15 protein-coding genes are annotated in these 17034 nt (G+C 70.1%); 7 read left to right on the plus strand and 8 right to left on the minus strand.

Translation table 11 applies throughout. The annotated features are described in order from the left end of the window. The first annotated feature begins 19 nt into the window (after nt 1–19). A complete protein-coding gene (locus ACGFJ2_RS53025) occupies nt 20–862 on the plus strand; it encodes an aldose 1-epimerase family protein (RefSeq protein ID WP_393481918.1) in 843 nt (280 codons plus the stop codon). 54 nt (nt 863–916) lie between these two features. Next, nucleotides 917–1915, plus strand: coding sequence for a phosphotransferase family protein (locus ACGFJ2_RS53030; protein ID WP_393481921.1), 999 nt, complete (start codon nt 917–919; stop codon nt 1913–1915). Here ACGFJ2_RS53030 and ACGFJ2_RS53035 read toward each other — a convergent pair. Further along, nucleotides 1859–4105, minus strand: coding sequence for a M64 family metallopeptidase (locus ACGFJ2_RS53035; RefSeq protein ID WP_393481924.1), 2247 nt, complete (start codon nt 4103–4105; stop codon nt 1859–1861). The genes ACGFJ2_RS53030 and ACGFJ2_RS53035 overlap by 57 nt on opposite strands. 58 nt (nt 4106–4163) lie before the next feature. Continuing rightward, complete coding sequence (locus tag ACGFJ2_RS53040) at nt 4164–5024, minus strand: anti-sigma factor domain-containing protein (protein WP_393481927.1); 861 nt, start codon at nt 5022–5024, stop codon at nt 4164–4166. Nucleotides 5025–5144: 120 nt separating this feature from the next. Here ACGFJ2_RS53040 and ACGFJ2_RS53045 point away from each other — a divergent pair, with 120 nt between their 5' ends. The 3 genes from ACGFJ2_RS53045 (at nt 5145) to ACGFJ2_RS53055 (ending at nt 8669) form a co-directional block, all read left to right on the plus strand. Then, nucleotides 5145–6344, plus strand: a complete 1200-nt coding sequence (locus ACGFJ2_RS53045) for an FAD-dependent oxidoreductase (protein ID WP_393482175.1) — start codon at nt 5145–5147, stop codon at nt 6342–6344. A gap of 88 nt (nt 6345–6432) precedes the next feature. After that, the gene (locus tag ACGFJ2_RS53050; RefSeq protein ID WP_393482178.1) at nt 6433–7770 is read left to right on the plus strand and encodes a class II 3-deoxy-7-phosphoheptulonate synthase; all 1338 of its coding nucleotides are present in this window, start codon (nt 6433–6435) and stop codon (nt 7768–7770) included. A 122-nt stretch (nt 7771–7892) separates the two neighbouring features. Beyond that, complete coding sequence (locus ACGFJ2_RS53055; RefSeq protein ID WP_357952552.1) at nt 7893–8669, plus strand: SAM-dependent methyltransferase; 777 nt, start codon at nt 7893–7895, stop codon at nt 8667–8669. 104 nt (nt 8670–8773) lie between these two features. On the opposite strand, the gene trxA is transcribed toward ACGFJ2_RS53055, so the two are convergent. After that, nucleotides 8774–9148: a thioredoxin gene (trxA, locus tag ACGFJ2_RS53060; RefSeq protein ID WP_357952551.1), complete on the minus strand. Its 375-nt coding sequence runs from the start codon at nt 9146–9148 to the stop codon at nt 8774–8776. Nucleotides 9149–9500: 352 nt separating this feature from the next. On the opposite strand from trxA, the gene ACGFJ2_RS53065 reads away from it, so the two are divergent. After that, nucleotides 9501–10535, plus strand: a complete 1035-nt coding sequence (locus ACGFJ2_RS53065) for an iron-containing alcohol dehydrogenase family protein (RefSeq protein ID WP_357952863.1) — start codon at nt 9501–9503, stop codon at nt 10533–10535. A gap of 119 nt (nt 10536–10654) precedes the next feature. Here ACGFJ2_RS53065 and ACGFJ2_RS53070 read toward each other — a convergent pair whose 3' ends face one another. Continuing rightward, a complete protein-coding gene (locus ACGFJ2_RS53070) occupies nt 10655–12265 on the minus strand; it encodes a DUF6880 family protein (RefSeq protein ID WP_393481931.1) in 1611 nt (536 codons plus the stop codon). A gap of 298 nt (nt 12266–12563) precedes the next feature. Next, complete coding sequence (locus ACGFJ2_RS53075; RefSeq protein WP_393481934.1) at nt 12564–14246, minus strand: ExeM/NucH family extracellular endonuclease; 1683 nt, start codon at nt 14244–14246, stop codon at nt 12564–12566. Nucleotides 14247–14352: 106 nt separating this feature from the next. Between ACGFJ2_RS53075 and ACGFJ2_RS53080 the strand changes: the two genes are divergently transcribed. Beyond that, nucleotides 14353–15786 carry a pentapeptide repeat-containing protein gene (locus ACGFJ2_RS53080; RefSeq protein ID WP_393481937.1) on the plus strand — a complete coding sequence of 478 codons (1434 nt, stop codon included), beginning with the start codon at nt 14353–14355 and terminating at the stop codon, nt 15784–15786. 72 nt (nt 15787–15858) lie between these two features. Here the strand turns inward: ACGFJ2_RS53080 and ACGFJ2_RS53085 are convergent, their stop codons facing one another. From ACGFJ2_RS53085 to ACGFJ2_RS53095, 3 genes are read right to left on the minus strand one after another with little or no spacing between them, the layout of a single operon-like run. Then, nucleotides 15859–16293: an SRPBCC domain-containing protein gene (locus tag ACGFJ2_RS53085; RefSeq protein ID WP_393481940.1), complete on the minus strand. Its 435-nt coding sequence runs from the start codon at nt 16291–16293 to the stop codon at nt 15859–15861. Further along, on the minus strand, nt 16286–16627 hold the full coding sequence (locus tag ACGFJ2_RS53090) for a metalloregulator ArsR/SmtB family transcription factor (protein WP_358184814.1): 342 nt from the start codon (nt 16625–16627) through the stop codon (nt 16286–16288). Before ACGFJ2_RS53090 ends, ACGFJ2_RS53085 begins: the two co-directional genes overlap by 8 nt. Beyond that, nucleotides 16624–16977, minus strand: coding sequence for a VOC family protein (locus ACGFJ2_RS53095; RefSeq protein ID WP_357952545.1), 354 nt, complete (start codon nt 16975–16977; stop codon nt 16624–16626). The genes ACGFJ2_RS53090 and ACGFJ2_RS53095 overlap by 4 nt, the downstream gene beginning before the upstream one ends. Nucleotides 16978–17034 lie beyond the last annotated feature (57 nt).

Below are 17034 nucleotides of genomic sequence, written 5' to 3' on the forward strand. Positions count from 1 at the left end.
CCCGAGAGAGGATTCTTCCGTGCCCCAGCTCGCCGCCGCCGGATACACCGCGCGGATCAGCCCGCGCGGCGCCGCGCTCAGGACGCTCCGCCACGGCGCGCGCGACCTGATCACGAGCTGGCCCGCCGAGGGCCCGGTCCCCTATTTCGCGGGCACGATCCTCGCCCCCTGGCCGAACCGGGTGGGCGGGGCCCGCTATCCGTTCGGCGGGCGGACGCACGAGCTGGCGGTGAGCGAGCCCGAGCGCGGCCACGCCCTGCACGGGCTGGTGTACGGCGTCGACTGGCAGGTCGTGGAGCTGCTGGCCGCCGAGGACCACCACGCCTTCGTACGCCTGGCGCACACGATCACCCCCACGGCCGGTTACCCGTTCACGCTGACGCTGCGGGTGCTTCACCGCCTCGACGAGCACGGACTGACCACCACGGTCACCGCCCGCAACGACGGCGCCGACGCCGCCCCCTACGGCTGCGGCCCCCATCCCTGGCTGCTCGGCGACGACCTGGAGCTGCCCGCCGCCAAGGTGCTGATCACCGATGAACAGCTGCTGCCGCGGTCCCTGGACGACGTGTCCGGCTCCCCGTACGACTTCCGCAAGGCCAGGGTGCTCGACGGCGACGTGATCGACCACGCGTTCACCGGGCTGGCGGCCGGAGAGGCCCGGGTCGGGGGCGTACGCATGACGTGGGACCCGGCCGTGCTGCCGTGGGTACAGGTCTGCACCAGCGGGCAGCTCGGCTACGAGGGCGTGGCGGTGGAGCCCATGACCTGCCCGCCCGACGCGTTCAACTCCGGCACCGACGTGGTGGTTCTCGAACCGGGCGGCGAGCACGTGGCCAGCTGGACGATCAGCACCGCCTGACGAGTTCGGGCCGAGCTGGACGATCAGCGCGGCCTGACCCCACAATCGGGTCTCGTGGACAGCAGGACGAAACGGCGTCTATCGCCCACCGAGCTCGACGATCTCGCCCGGCGCGCGCTCGGCGCGGGTGTTACCCAATCCACCGAACTCACCGACGGCTACGCCAACGCGGTCTGGCGGCTCCTCCTCGACGACGGCCGCGACGTGGTACTCAAGCTGGCCCCCTCCCCCGAGCTGGACCAGCTCAGCTACGAACGCAACCTGCTGCGGATGGAGGCGGCGGCCTGCGAGCTGGCCGTCGCCGCGGGCGTGCCGGTGGCGAGGCTGCTGGCCGCCGGGTTCGACGATCCGGTGCTCGGCGGCGACTACCTGCTGTTCGGGACGCTGGACGGCGTGTCGTGGAACGACGTGAAACCGGACGGCGCCGACGCGGCGCTCCGGCGTGAGCTGGGCCGCCACCTGGCCAGGTTCAACGCGGTGACGGGCGAGGTGTTCGGCTACCCGCACGCGGGCATCACCGGCCGCACCTGGCGCGAGGCGTACCTGGCCATGGTGGGGGCGCTGCTGGCCGACACCGAGCGCTACCCGACGCCGCTCCCCCGGCCCGCCGCGGAGATCGGCGAGCTGCTCGCCGCCGCCGCGCCCGTGCTGGACGAGGTGACCACGCCGCACCTCGTCCACTTCGACGTCTGGGCGGGCAACGTCTTCCTGGACCTGTCCGGGACGCCCAGGATCCAGGCGATCATCGACCACGAGCGGGCGTTCTGGGGCGACCCGCTGGCCGAGTTCGTCACGCCGACCATCTTCGGCGAGCTGCGCGACGACGACCCGCTCCTGGCCGGGTACCGCGAGGTGACCCCGCTGGAGCTCACCCCCGCCGCGCGGACCCGGCTCGACCTCTATCGTGCCTACCTCTACCTGATCCTGCTGGTGGAGAACGGGCCGCGGCAGTATCCCGAGTCGGAGTACGCGCGGGCCCGCGACCTGTCCACCACCTCACTCACGGACGTCCTGGACCGCCTCGTAGGAGGTGCCCCCGGCTCCCGCGCCTAGCTTGCCGCACTGTCCCGCGCCCACGCCGGTGACCTTGTTGGGCACGTCCAGGTCCACGGGCGCGGGCGTGTTGCCCGTACAGGCGAGCGCGCCCTTGACCGTGGTGCCCGACAGGATCGGCGCCGTGTTCGCGGTCAGCAGGGCGGCGCCGCGGATGTCGGCGCCCACGACGGCCAGCGAGCCGGCGCGGTCGACGTTCAGCGCGCCGTCCACCCGCGCGCCGAGGACCTGCACCGAGGCGGCCCGCGAGGCGATGAGCGCGCCGGAGAGCCGGCTGCCGGTGACGACCACCGATGCGCCCGCCCGCACGGTCACCGGCCCGCTCACCTGCGCGTGGTCCAGACAGGTGACGCCGTCGGCGACGGTCAGCGGGCCGCGCTGGGCGCCGGTGAGGGTCCTGGTGCAGGCGGGCGGCGGGGCGATCGTGGTGACGGTGAAGCTGCCCGCCCTGCCGTAGTTGCCCGAGCCGTCGATCGAGCGGTACTCGATCGTGTGCCGCCCCCTGGGGAGCTTGCCGTACACGAGGGAGTCGATGGTCGTGCCGTCCTCGGTGAACGTCCACGGCAGGTCGGAGGAGGTCGGCCAGCCGAAGTAGTTGAACCAGCCGTCGCCGTCGACCCTCGACTCCGAGACCACGTAACCGCCCTGATCGTCAGTGCCGGTCAGCTTCATCGAGAACGGCCCGTTGTAGACATAGGTGTCGCCGGACCTGACGAGCGGCGGCGACAGCTCGTAGCCGGTCTTCGGCGAGGTGGCGTCTACCGTCCAGGTCAGCGTCCGGTCGCCGACCGTCGCGGTGAGGGTGTGCGTGCCGTCGGCCGGCTTCAGCGCGCCGAGGTCCAGGTCGCTGTCGCCCTCGCCGACCCGCTTCCCGTCGAGCGCCCACGCGACCGCGGGAACGCTCGCCGCCGGGTGCGTGGTCTCCACGTACACGACCTCGGTACGGCCCAGCGGCCGCTCCACCGAGGTGGCGGAGACGATGCCGGGGGTGACGCCGTCGGGCGGGGTGGTCACTGACGTGTCGACGGTCCAGGTGCGGGAGGCGGACATCGCGGCGCGGATGGCCGGGTCCCTGACGAAGTTCGTCGGGTCGCTGACCGTCGCCTTGACCGTGTGGGTGCCAGGGGTGAGGCCGAGCGCGCGTAAGTCCAGGGCCGTGCCTTGTCCGGCGGGCCGGTCCGTGCCGTCGACGTTCCAGGTGACGGTGAGCGCGTGGCCGTTCGGGCGCATCGGCTCCACCCAGAGCACCCGGTCGGCGCCGACGGGCGCGGCCGAGGGGGTGGCGTCCTGGATCACCGTCGTCTTGCCGGTGATCCGCTGCGCCATCACCTCCCGGCTCACCTGGTCGTAGTAGTAGCCGAGCGTCTTCATCATCGAGTGCCGGCTCGGCCGCCAGACGCCCGTGGTGGCGTACATGCCGCCCTCGTAGCGGCCGATCGGGCCGCCGGACTCGCTGGGCTCGCCGAGCCAGCGCCACCACTTCTTCTTCTGGTCGAGCATCTGCTGTTCGGTCAGCAGTGTGTGGTGGGCGGAGGCGGGCTCGGGCCCCGTGTACGGGCCGCCGGGGACGCCGCGCTGGTAGTAGTCGTACTCGTCCTGCAGGCCGCCCAGGGAGTGGCCCAGCTCGTGCGGGCTGATCAGGGCGGACATGGAGTTGCTGCCGGAGGCGGTCGCGTAGGAACCGCCCGCGCCGCCGTACGTCCCGCTGTTGGCGAGCGCGAGGATCTGCCGGTTGGCCGAGGTCGTGCCGGTGACCAGGTTCGCGTAGCGGGTGGCGGCGGTGTTGTCCATGGTGATCAGCCGCTGGACGCTGCTGGGGTTGCACTGGCCCCAGAAGCCCATGCTGAGCGGGGTGGTCTTCTTCGGTGAGGTCAAGGCGGGGTCGCAGCTGACACCCGACTCGCCGGAGACGATGTCCACCCGGTAGACGTTGATGTAGGCGCGGTAGGACTTGTACGGCTCGATGGACCACATCACGTTGAGGTGCCGGTCGACGTCCGCCTGGAACTTCGCCTGCTCGGACTCGGTGTAGCCGTCGCCCATGATGACCAGGTTGAACCGTTTGGCGGGCGTACCGGTGACCTGGACCGGCACGACGGTGGCAGCGCCGGGCGCGGCGGCTGCGTCTGCGTTGGCTGGGGGGATGTATAAGACGGCGGCGGCCAGGACCAGGGCCGCGGATCTACGCATGATCCGCATTATCGGCCCGTTGTGTGCCGGCGTCTCATCCCAAAGCCGATAAATCTGGTCAGGCTGTGGGGAGTTCGGCCAACAGGACCGGCTGGGTGGTGGGCTGCTTGGAGCCGCCCGCCGGTTCGACGGTGAGGCCGATGCGCTCGTCCCCCTTGGCCGCCGCGGCCGGCATGGGCGTGGTGACGCCGTCAGGGCGCCGGTCCAGGAGTCCCGCCGAGCGGATGCCGTCCGGGCCCATCAGCCACAGCTCGTACACCCTCGACCGGGGCAGTTCGGGCAGGCCCGACGACGTGAACACCATCCGGCCCCGCGCGCGTGACACCACGACGGTGCCGCTGCCACCCGCGGTGACCGGCAGACGTACGGTCCGGACGTCGGGCGCGGCCAGGACCGCCGCGACCTCGCCGTCCCTGGCCTGGAGGTCGCCCAGGTCGCGGCGGGCGTCGAACACCACGACGCCGAGCGCGACGGCCGCCGCCGTGGACACGGCCGCCAACCCGGCCACCGCCCTCCCCCGCCCTCGCCGACGCCGCAGGGGCACGACGTCACTCCCGGTCACCGCCTGACCGGCTGAGGACGGCTTCGGCAACCAGACCGTCGCGTCACCCGAGGACGGCCCCGCCGCCCAGACGGTCACGTCACCCGCCGGACGCCGCACGTCGCGGAGAGTCTGTCGGGGCGAGCCTGCGGGAGCCTGGGGCGTGCGGGCGACGGCCGTGAGAACGCGGGTACGCAGGGCGGCGGGGGGTGGCTCGGCGACCGCGAGGGAGAGCAGGACGGCCGTCTCGCGCAGCCGCCGTACCTCCGTCCGGCACGACGGGCATTCCTCCATGTGCGTTTCGAACAGCACCCCGTCGCTGTCCGGCAACGCGTGCACGGCATAGGCGCCGGAAAGGGTGTGGAGCTCATCGCTCATGTCGCACTCCACGTCGGTCGGGGTCACGTCATTACTTCGGTAGTACTTCGGCGTTTCGGGCGTGCCGGATGGCACCGGGCAAGTGCATTTCTCCATAGACGGGGTTAAACTCAATACGTGATGAATTCCTGTGTGATAGCCGGCGGCGGCCCGGCGGGCGCGATGCTCGCCCTGCTGCTGGCCAGAGCGGGTGTCGAGGTGACCCTGCTGGAGAAGCACGCCGATTTCCTCCGCGACTTCCGCGGCGACACGATCCACCCGTCCACGCTTCAGGTGCTGGACGAGCTCGGGCTGGCCGCGGAGTTCCTGAAGATCCCCCACCGCAAGACGTATGGGTTCACCCTGCTGACCGACGACGGGCCGATCCAGATGGCCGACCTTCGTCGGCTGCCGGGGAAGTACAACTACATCGCGTTCGTCCCGCAATGGGACTTCCTGAAGCTCGTTACGTCGGCCGCCGAGAAGTACCCGACGTTCCGGCTGCTCATGAACTCCGAGGCGTACGGCCTGATCCGCGAGGACGGCGCGGCCCGCGGACTGCGCTACCGCGACAAGTCGGGCGAGCACGAGATCAGGGCGGAGCTGACCGTGGCCGCGGACGGCCGCGGCTCGACGCTGCGCGCGGCCGCCGGGCTGGTGCCGCAGGAGTTCGGCGCGCCGATGGACGTCCTGTGGTTCCGGCTGCCGCGCCTCGGCAGCGACCCTGAGCAGACGTTCCTGCGGATCTCCACCGGCAACGCGATGGTGGGCATCAACAGGGAGACGTACTGGCAGCTGGCCTACCTCATCCCCAAGGGCGGCTACGACCAGCTGACCGATCGGGGCATCGACGCGTTCCGTGAGACGGTGGCGCGGCTGCTGCCGTACCTGGAGGGGCGCGTCGGGCAGATCGCGAGCTTCGACGACGTCAGCATGCTCACGGTGGCGATCAACCGGCTCCGCCGGTGGTACCGGCCCGGATTTCTGGCCATCGGAGACGCGGCGCACGCGATGTCGCCGATGTTCGGCGTCGGCATCAACCTGGCGGTGCAGGACGCGGTCGCCACGGCCAACCTGCTGGCCGAGCCGCTGCGGGCGGGCCGGCCCATCCCGGAGGCCATGTTGCGGCAGCTGGAGCGCCGCCGCATGCTGCCCACCAGGATCACCCAGGCCGCGCAGCGCGTGGGTCAGGACCGGCTGATCGGCCCGACGATCGACAGCCGAGTGGGGCCGCCGCGCATTCCGGCGAAGCTGCCGCAGAATCCCCTGGTCGGCGGGGTGTTTCGGCGTTTCCTCGGGCTGGGGGTGCGCCCTGAGCACGTACGGACACCCGAACTCTGACCCGCCCCGCGGGCCCGCTTTCTCACAACGTGGACATCGGGGTCGGTGACGCCGAGCCGGTAGCATACCCTCGTATGTCGTGAGCGCACTGAGCAATCCCGAGGAACTCGATTCCTGGCGAGCCCTGCCGGCGGCCCAGCAGCCTGACTGGCCTGACCGCAGCGAGCTCGAGAAGGTCGTCGCCGAGCTCGGCGGCCTGCCCCCACTCGTCTTCGCCGGCGAGTGCGACCAGCTCAAGGAGCAACTGGCCGCCGTCGCCCGAGGCGAGGCGTTCGTCTTGCAAGGCGGCGACTGCGCCGAGACGTTCGCCGGGGCGACCGCCGACAACGTGCGCAACAAGCTCAAGACGCTGCTGCAGATGGCCATCGTGCTGACCTACGCCGCCAAGGTGCCGGTGGTCAAGATCGGCCGCGTGGCCGGGCAGTTCGCCAAGCCGCGTTCCAAAGGCACCGAGACGCGTGACGGCCTGGAGCTGCCCGCCTACCGAGGCGACATGGTCAACGGCTTCGCCTTCACCCCTGAGTCCCGCACGCCGGACCCGTGGCGGCTGCTGAAGGCCTACCACTCCTCGGCTGTGACGCTCAACCTGGCCCGCGCCTTCACCAAGGGCGGTTACGCCGACCTGCGCCAGGTGCACGCCTGGAACCAGGACTTCGTGGGCGAGTCCCCCGCCGGTCGCCGCTACGAGCAGCTGGCCAGGGAGATCGACCAGGCGCTCGCGTTCATGCGCGCCTGCGGGGCCGACCCGGAGGAGTTCCACACCGTCGAGTTCTACTCCTCGCACGAGGCGCTGATCCTCGACTACGACCGGGCGCTCACGCGCATCGACTCGCGGACCGGCCGCCCGTACGACGTGTCGGCGCACATGGTCTGGATCGGCGAGCGCACCCGCCAGCTCGACGGCGCGCACGTCGACTTCTTCTCCCGCATCCGTAACCCCATCGGCGTCAAGCTCGGCCCGACCACCACGCCCTCCGAGGCCCTGGCGCTGGTCGAGAAGCTCAATCCCGAGAACGAGCCGGGGCGGCTCACGTTCATCACCCGGATGGGCGCCTCCAAGATCCGCGAGCACCTGCCCGCGCTGGTCAAGGAGGTCACCGCGGCGGGCGCGCAGGTCGCGTGGATCTGCGACCCGATGCACGGCAACACGTGGGAGGCGCCGAGCGGCCACAAGACGCGCCGGCTCGACGACGTGCTCGACGAGGTGACGGGCTTCTTCGAGGTGCACCGCTCGCTCGGCACGCATCCCGGCGGCATCCACATCGAGTTCACGGGCGACGACGTGACGGAGTGCGTGGGCGGCGGCCACGAGATCGTCGAGGACGACCTCTCGCGCCGCTACGAGACGGCCTGCGACCCGCGTCTCAACCGCGGCCAGTCGCTCGACCTCGCCTTCCGGGTGGCGGAGCTCTACCGCTCCAGCTGAGTACGTAGGCGGCAGCCCCGGGTCGGGCCGGGGCTGCCAGAGGATTCTTCGGTCACGCCCGTCCGCGATCTTCTATGATCGGCCTGACAAAGGTGAGAATTCCTCAACTATTGGGAGAAATCGTGGACAGCGCCCCCGATGGCGTGGACCCGAGCGTGCCCAACATCGCCCGGATGTACGACTACTTCCTGGACGGCAAGGACAACTTCGCCTCCGACCGGGAAGCGGCCGAGCAGATCTTGAAGCTGTTCCCCGGCACGCGGGACTCCGCGAGGGCCAACCGCGACTTCCTCCGCCGGGCCGTACGCCACCTGGTCGACTCCGGCGTCGACCAGATCGTGGACCTCGGCGCCGGACTGCCCACTCAGGGCAACACGCACGAGATCGCGCCCGAGGCGCGCGTCGTCTACGTCGACTACGACCCTGTGGTGTGCGCGCACGGGCGGGCCCTGCTGTCCAGGGGCGCGAACGTGGAGTTCGTAGAGGCCGACATCAGGGACATCGACCAGTTGCTGGAGACCCTGGCCGAGACGATCGACTTCGGCCGCCCGGTGGCGTTCCTGATGCTGGCCGTGCTGCACTTCCTGCCCGACGAGGCCGCGTACGGCATCGTCGGCAGGCTGCGCGACGCGGGTCCCGCGGGCAGCCGGCTGGTCATCAGCCACGCCGTGGACGCCGCGCCCGACTCCACTCCGCAGGCGCTGGAGATCTACAAGCAGGCGACGGCCGCGCTCAACCTCCGGACGGCCGAGGAGATCGCCGCCTTCTTCGAGGGGTACGAGCTGGCCGAGCCCGGCCTGGTCTACCCACAGGACTGGCGCCCCGACCCCGGCGAACCCCTGCTGGGCACGAAGGCCGTCACCGACGTCGGCTACGCGGGAGTCGGCCGCAAACCGTAGATCGTTGGCGGCCCCCGCAGATCGTTGGCGGCCCCGTCGCTCGTTGGCGGCCCCGTAGAACGAGAAAAGCCCCGCTGGAATGGCGGGGCTTCGTGGTGCGACGGTCAGTTCTGCTCGGCGTTCTTCATCTCCTCGTTGAGCTCGGTCCTGATCGCGTCCATGTCGAGCGCGCGCACCTGGCTGATCAGGTCCTCGAGCGCGGGCGCCGGGATCGCGCCGGGCTGCGCGTAGACCACGATCCCATCGCGGATCGCCATGAGCGTCGGGATCGAGCTGATGTCGAAGCCCTGAGCGAGGGCCTGCTCCGCATCGGTGTCGATCTTGCCGAAGGTGATGTCCTCATGCTTGTCGGACGCCTTCTCGAAGATCGGCCCGAACATCTTGCACGGGCCACACCACTCGGCCCAGAAGTCGAGCAGGACGATCCCCTTGTCGGCGATGTCGTTGAAGTTCGTCTCGGTTACCTCGATAGTCGCCACAAGTGGCTCCTCTTATCGTCGCGTGAAGTCTGTATGTCATCCCAGGGTGCAAAGCTGTCAACCACGTACCCGCCACCAGCATTCCATGCCCACGCCGTCGGGCCTCACATAACGGGCGCGGGGATTTCCTCGACAGCGACCTGTCCGGACCACGCACTAGCGAACTGAACACGGCGAATGCCTCGATCGGCCATGAAGGCGACCTCCAGCTGCAGCGCGGATGACGACTGTTGACGTCCCGGACACGAAGATCGATAGATGCTGCTAATCTCACGCATTCGATCAGCTCAGCCCGGTCGCAGACGTCGACATTCATCCGAGGACAAGGACACCTATGCCGCTGTTGGCTCGCATGCTCTCCGCGCCCCTGTTCGTCGACGTCCGGGCCGGTGCGGTCGCCAGCCTCGGCACGCTGCTGACCGACCTGCAGATCGCCCGGCAGGGCAGGGTGGCCGTCGCCGTCGGCCCCAGTCAGGGTGACGGCATCTGCGAGGAATTGCGGATCGATGGGGCCGAGGTGCTCCGTATTCCCAACGGAACCCTTGCCGCCGCTGTTGAGCTCGGACAGCAACTGCGGGCCGGGCAGTTCGAGGCGATCGCGGGCATCGGCGGCGGCAAGACCATCGACGTGGCCAAGTTCGCCGCGCACATGGCGGGCATCCCGATGGTGGCGGTGACCACGAGCCTGGGCCACGACGGCATCGCCTCACCGGTCAGCACGCTGCGACACGAGTCGGGCACGGGCTCCTACGGCGTCGTGATGCCGGCGGCCGTCCTGGTGGATCTCGATCGCGTCCGGTCGGCCCCGGCTGCCCTCTCCACGGCCGGGATCGGAGATGCGATCAGCGACCTGTCCGCGGTGGCCGACTGGGAACTGGCCGCTGCCGAGGCCGGCGAGCACATCGACGGGCTGGCGGTGGCGATGGCCAGATCAGCGGCGCTGGTGGTCCTGCACCAGCCAGGTCTGGCTCGAGACGACGAGTTCCTCACCGTACTGGCCGAGTCGCTGATCCTGTCCGGCATGGCGATGGCGGTCGCCGGATCGAGCCGACCGGCCAGCGGCGGGGACCACGAGATCATGCATGCCATCAATCAGCTCTACCCCGGCACGGCCAGCCATGGAGAACTCGCCGGAGTCGGTGCGCTGTTCTGCAGCTACCTGCGTCAGGACGAAGCCAAGGTCGAGCTGATCTCCGCATGCCTGGGACGGCACGGCCTCCCGCGCACCCCCGGCGATCTCGGCTTGTCAGACGCCGACTTCGCCAAGGCCGTGGCGTACGCGCCGCGAACCCGTCCGGGCCGATACACCATCCTCGAGCATCTCGACCTATCCGAGGCCCAGCTCGCCGACCACGTGGGGGCCTACGTCAAGACAGTCGCGGACTGATCCACGTACGTCGGGGCTAACCCGCGCACGTCGCGGACTAACCCGCGCACGTCGCGGACTAGCCCACGTACAAGGGGGAGGGGCGTGATGGCGTCTGAGTCGGCGTGCGCGTGATGGCGTCAGAGGAGGCCCGCACCGTCCAGCTGGGTGTGGAAAGCCTTCTTGCCTGGGTGGGCGGCGCGGAGGCGGGCGACGTAGGAGGCGAACTCGGTCTGATCTCCGGCGCGTTCGAACAGGGTCCGTAGCGTGAAGAGATACTGGATCGCCTCCTGGTAACCGGGTCTGCTCGCCCGGCTGACGCAGGATTCGGCCAGTTCCCGGTAGACCGGGATGGCGTCCTGCGGATGGGTCTGGGCACGGGCGTTGACCACGCGCATGCGCAGGTCAGAGTCCAGTCCGTACGTCTGGAGGACCTCCCAGGCGCCCGCCACGTCCCCGTTGATCAGCAGCACCTCGGCCAGTGTGGGGGCCATGGCGGGCGATGAGCGGAGGTGTGTGATGGCCTTGGCCTGCCACGGGGCCGTGTCCGGGGCGGCCTGGCGGATCAGGCTCTGATAGGTGTGCGTGGACGGTGAGAGGGTGAAGAGCTGCCAGCGGGTCTCGAGCGCCTGCTCGGTCCGTCCGGCGCGCTGATGGCAGTCAAGGGCGAGGGTGAGGAGGTGCTGATCGCGGCCGTAGCGGCCGATCCCCTGATCGATCCAGGCCAGGGCTTCGTCGTGGCGCTCCTCGCCGATCAGGAGACGGGCGATCTTCTCGATGTCACCGCTGCCGGCGGCCCGCTGGGCGAGCAAGGCGATCACGGCGTCGGTGCCGCCCTCGGCGCGGGCGAGCGACTCGCGCAGCGTGCTCAGCTTGTAGTCGCGGATCCCGCGTGCGAGGGTCCCGTCCAGCAGCTCGTGACAGTGGCGCAGGCCCTGGTCGCCCAGCACGGGAGCATAGCCGGGCAGCGAGCTCTCGAAGGTGCACCAGTTGCTGGTCCGCACCTTGCCCATCAGCCACTCCGCCAGCCGCACCGGGTCGGGCGAGCCGGCCAGGCAAGCGTCCCGATGCATGCCCTGGACGCGTTCGAGATCGTCGACGAGCTGGCCGCCATAGACCTCCCCGGTGTCCAGCACCTCCTCGATGAGGTCGATCGCGCGGACGGTCAGCTCGCGAGCGGTGTCCGGTGACGGCTCGATCAGGTCGTCGATCTCGTCGAGGATCTCCTCCAGGTCCTCGAGATCGGGATACCACTCACCCTCGTACCAGGAGTCGCACACATCCGCGGCCTCGGCCAGCAGGTCCGCCATGATCGATTCCAGGTCGGCGAGGAGGTCGGTCGACTCCTCGCCGATGATGGTCTCCGCGAGCTCGGTCCGCAGCCGGTCGGCGAGCGCGGGGTCCGTCGCGGCCAGAGTGGCGAGGCGGCGGGCCAGCCAGTCGGAGTCCTGGGTACGCAGCAGCGCGTACAGGTCGGGCGCGGGCCGCACATCGCCCATCCAGACCCAGGTCACCGCCGCGGCGGCCGCATGGGCGCACAACTCCGGATCCAGGCACTCGCAGACCGCGCGCATCCCGCGCGCGGTGAAGGTGACCGTCACCGAACGCCCGCTCACCAGCGCGGCGACCGACGGACCCTTCTCGGTCAACCCCGCGACCATGCCGCCGGCGACCAGCGCCAGAGCCTCGGCGAACACCGGCTCGCTGACCTGGCTCCGTACGGCTTCCTCGTCAACCTGGATGAGCGCCATGATTTCGATTATCCCGCAATGATCAACTGTGGTCGCCCCGGGTAGGTGAGCACTCGATGTCCACGCCACAGGCGGCCCGTAAGGGACACAGGCTCCTATACAGAACAGGAGTCCCCTACGCAACATGGGCGACCGCACGCAACACGTGCCGCCCATACACAACATAGGCGGGCGTCCGTAGGGAACCCCCAGGCCGCCGTACGCAACACAGGCGGGCGTCCCGTACGCAACACCGGCCGCCCATACGCAACGCAAGCGGGCGGCCCGTACGGAATACAGGCCGCCCGTGACGAAAGGATCAGTGGCCCGGCAGGGTGAGGCCGATGACGAGCGGGTCGTGGTCGGTGGACCGGAAGGCGTCCGGCTTGTACAGGGACGCCGGGTTGTACTCGGTGTTGTAATCGAGAATGCGTGGTTCGTCCGAGTTGATGTGCCAGATCGTCGCGCTGGTGACCCGCTTGAGCAGCTGCCGGCCGACCAGCGCGTGGTCGAGCTCCCCGGCCAGGCCGTCGAACAGGTAGCTGTAGCGCTGCCGCGCCGGCACGAACCTCTTGGTCAGGCTGGTCAGCCCGCCCGCCTCCAGCGTGTGGATCGGGTCCTCCTCGCCGTAGGCGTTGAGGTCGCCGAGCACCACCGGGTTCGGCAGGTCCTTCACCAGGCCGAGCAGCGCCTGCGCCTGCTTGACGCGGGTGGCGTTCCAGCAGCTCTGCCCGTCGCCCTGGTCGGCGTCGGGGCCGTCGGCCGGGCAACTGCCCTTGGACTTGAGGTGGTTGACGACCATCGTGAACGGCTGGCCGCCCGCCGTCCTGCGGAACGTCTGGATCAGCGGCGGCCGGCTGAACACCGCGTCCTGCGACGCCTGGGGAGCGCCGACGGGCGTGAGCTTGGCCGGCTTGTAGATCACCGCGACCTGGATGGCGTCCGTGCCGGGGTACGGGTGCTGGAGCGCCGCGTACGTACCCGCGCCGACCTCGGCGTTGACGGCGTCCACGAGGGCCTGGAGCGCCGTCTGACCGTTGTTCTCGACCTCCATGAGGCCCACGGCGTCGGCGTTGAGCCCCTTCAGCGCCGCCACCAGCTTGGCGAGCTGCCGCTGCTGCTCCACGGCGTTGGAGGCGCCGCGCGAGCCGAGGGTGGTGAACCAGTTCAGCGTGTTGAACGAGGCCACCTTGACGTTGCCGATGACCGGGAAGGGCCGCGGCGTCCGGGGGTTGGTGTTGTGGTAGTTGATCGGCTTGGTGGGTTGCAGGCGGTAGGTGCCGAAGCCGTAGCCGAGTACGCCGGTGATGCCCGCGGCCAGGTCGCCGGTACGCACGATGGGCGGCAGGGTGGCCGGGTTCTCCCTGCTGGAGCCGTCGTCGATGAGCAGCGAGCGCCGCTTGTTCAGCGCCGCGTCCACGCCGGGCCGGTCCGTCGGCTGGAACAGCCGGCCGCCGGAGGAGACGGTGACCTCGCCGTAACGGCCCAGGTTGTAGTGCTCGCTGACGGTCAGCGGCTGCGGGAAGGTGAGCAGCATGTTCTCGACGGACTCCCGCCCGTCGTCCGGCAGCTTGTACGGCTGAGCCGCCACCGAGCCGGTGCCGCAGACGTCCACCGTGGTGACCGGTGACAGCTCCGTCCAGCCGTTGTACTCCGTCACCTTGCCCGTCACGAGCACCCGGTCGCCCGCCGCGACGTCCTTGAAGGTGTCGCGGGCGTAGGCGAACAGCCCTTCGGAGGTCTTCGGGTCGGCGTCCGGCTTCGGGTCCTGCAGGAAGAAACCGCTCAGCTGGTCGCCGCGCTGGAAGTCGCCGGTGACGATGCCTTCGACGGTGACGGTCTGCCCGGCCAGGGGGCTGGCGTCACCGCTCCCCTGCACCTCCGAGATGCGCCGGCTCGGCGGCGTGTCGCACGCGCTGGCCGGTGCGGCGAGCGCCGGTGTGCCGGGGAGGGCGGCCGCTACGACGAACGCGACGAGAAAAGTTCTGGATAAAACACGCATGACCAGCACTTTAGAGGGAATTGCGGTCACAGATTTCCACCAAAAAGTGGCTAGAACATTAAATCATCGAACCTTGACACTGCCCCCTTGCGGGTATGAGCACTGCATGGACTGGGTCACCTGCGCCTATTCGGCAGCCTGCTCGGGAATCGCCCACCAGCCGTACGACCGTTGCCTGGCACATCTGCAACCGGACGAAGTAGCCGAGATCCTCGACGAGATGGCTCCCGGCCGCCTGCTCGACCTGCGCGGCACGCCGATCAACGGCGCGCTGCTCAGCAGGATCATCGAGGTGACGGGCGGCCGACCAGGGCGGGCCCGGCTGGACCGGGTCACGTTCACCGGCGACGTACGGCTGTCCGGCGTGACCTTCGCCGGCGACGTGTCGCTCGACGGCGCCAGGTTCGAGCGGCTGGCCTCCTTCTTCGGCGCCCGGTTCGAGGGCAACGTCTCGCTGGCCGGGGCCGGGTTCGCCCGCGAGTTGTCCTTCCACGGCGTCCGAGTGCGCGGCCACGTGTCGCTGGACCGGGCGGTGATGTCGCGTGACGCGCTGTTCAGCCAGGCCGTGTTCGGCCACGGGCTGTCGTGCGAGCGGGCCAGGTTCGACGGCTACGCCACCTTCGACGGGGCCGCGCTGGGCGACGGCGCGAGCTTCCGCGGCGCCAGGTTCGGCCGTACGCTGTCCTTCCGCAAGGTCAGCGGCCCCGCCTGGTTCGACACCGCGCACTTCGCGGCCGACGCCTACCTGTCGGTCACCGGGCGGCTGTCCGCCTCGCGGGCCCGGGCCGACGGCACGCTCGACGTGGCCGTCGCCGCCGGCCGCGCGAACCTGCGGCGGATGGAGGTCACCGGCGCGACGACGATCCGGCTCGCCGACTCCGATGCCGACCTGGAGGGGTCGGTGCTGCGCGGGCCCGCGATGGTGACCGGGCGCGGCGGGTCCGCGCTGACCTCGCTGCGGCACGTCGACGCGGCCGACCTGGCGCTGTTCGGCCTCGACCTGTCGGGCTGCCGGTTCGCCGGGCTGGCCCGCCCGGCCGCGGTCCGGGTCAAGAACTGCACCTTCGCGCTGACCCCGCGGGGGGTGCGGGTGAGCCTGCACTGGCCGATGCTGCGCTGGTTCTCCCGGCGCAGCGCGCTGGCCGACGAGCACACGATGCGCGGCTGGGCTCCCCCCGCCCCCGCTCCGGACAAGAGCCCGGCCCGCCCGCCGGCCGCGTACGGCGCTCCGGCGGCGCAGGACCCGCCGGCCGGACCCGACCGGCTGGCCGCCCTCTACTCCGGGTTGCGCGCCCAGGTCGACGACGTGGGCACCTCGGCCGACTTCGCGTTCGCGGCGATGGAGATGCGCCGCCAGGCGGGCCGCCGGTGGTGGCTGTCCCTTTCGTGGCTTCTATGGGGGTACGGCATGCGGATGGGCCGGGCCGCGGGCTGGCTCGCCCTGCTGATGGCGATCACCGTGGCCGCCTTGTTCTGGACCTCGACCTCACACGCCGCACGCGGCGCCGAACAACCACCCGCACCCGCCGTCCACCCATAGCGGCCGTCCACCCGCGGACGCCGCCCGCCCATAGACGCCGTCCGTCACAAGCCGTCCATCACAAGCCGTCCGTCACAGCTCGTCGAGGACCTTGCCGATGGCGGTGAAGTGCATGGAGCGCCAGCCGCCGCCCATGATCTTGCGGGCCATCTGCTGCATGGCGTCGTCGGGGTCGAAGCCCTCGTGGTCGAGGAAGAGCCTGGTGCCCGTGCCCTCGGGCTCCAGCCGCCAGGTGACGGTCCAGTCGGCGAGCCTGCCATCGCTCCAGCTGATCTTCAGCAGCTTCTCCGGCTCCAACTCCAGCACCTCGCAGTAGACGATGCCCTCGAAGCCGGTCTGCTTCACCGGCGTGGTGGTGAAGGTGAACCGGTGCCCCACCTGCGGGCTGAAGTCGTTGGGCATCAGCCAGCGGGCCACCAGTTCGGGCTCGGTCAGCGCCCGCCACACCTTCGCGGGCGGGTGCCCGAGGAACTGGTCCAGCCGGATCGAGCGCAGGTCGTCAGACATCCCTGTCTTCCCTTTCATCGTCTTCCATCTCGTCGAGCAGGTCGCTCAGGCCGGAGAGCTTCTCTCTCCAGAAGCGTTCGTACGGCGTGAGCCACTCACGGATCTCCATGAGCGGCGCCGCCTCCAGCCGGTAGAGCCGTTCTCTCCCCCGGCGCGTCTCGGCCACCAGCCCGGCGTCCCGGAGCACCTTGAGATGCTCCGAGACGCTGGGACGGCTCATGTCGAAGCGTTCGGCCAACCGCCCGGCCGGTTGAGTGCCCTCATCGAGCAGCAGCCGCAGCAACTCCCGCCGGGCCGGGCTGGCCAGCGCGGTGAACACGTGGTCGGCGGTCATGCCTGACTGACCACGAACCCGTTGCCGTCGGGGTCCTGGAACAGCAACTGCCTGCCCCACGGTTCGTCCGTCGGGCCTTCGCAGGCCGTACCGTGCTCGCGCAGGCGCCCGGCCAGCGCGTCGAGGTCGTCGGCGGCGACCACCAGGCCGCCGATGGGGGCCATGTCCGGGAACCAGGAGGCGAGCAGCAGCGTGGTCTCGGCCCCCTTCGGGGCGACCGTGAGCCAGCGGCCCATCGGGAACGGGTTGTCGGTGCGGGTCTCGAAGCCCAGGACGCCACCGTAGAAGGCGAGCGCTCGCTCCTGGTCCGTTACCGGCACGGTCACAGTCGTGATGCTGGAGATTGGCATGTGGGCCAGTATATGTAGGAATTTCCCTACGCATCAAGGTATCGGGGAGATCCCTGA

This window comes from Nonomuraea sp. NPDC049028 (assembly GCF_043197735.1).
In the GTDB taxonomy this organism is placed as follows: Bacteria; Actinomycetota; Actinomycetes; order Streptosporangiales; family Streptosporangiaceae; genus Nonomuraea.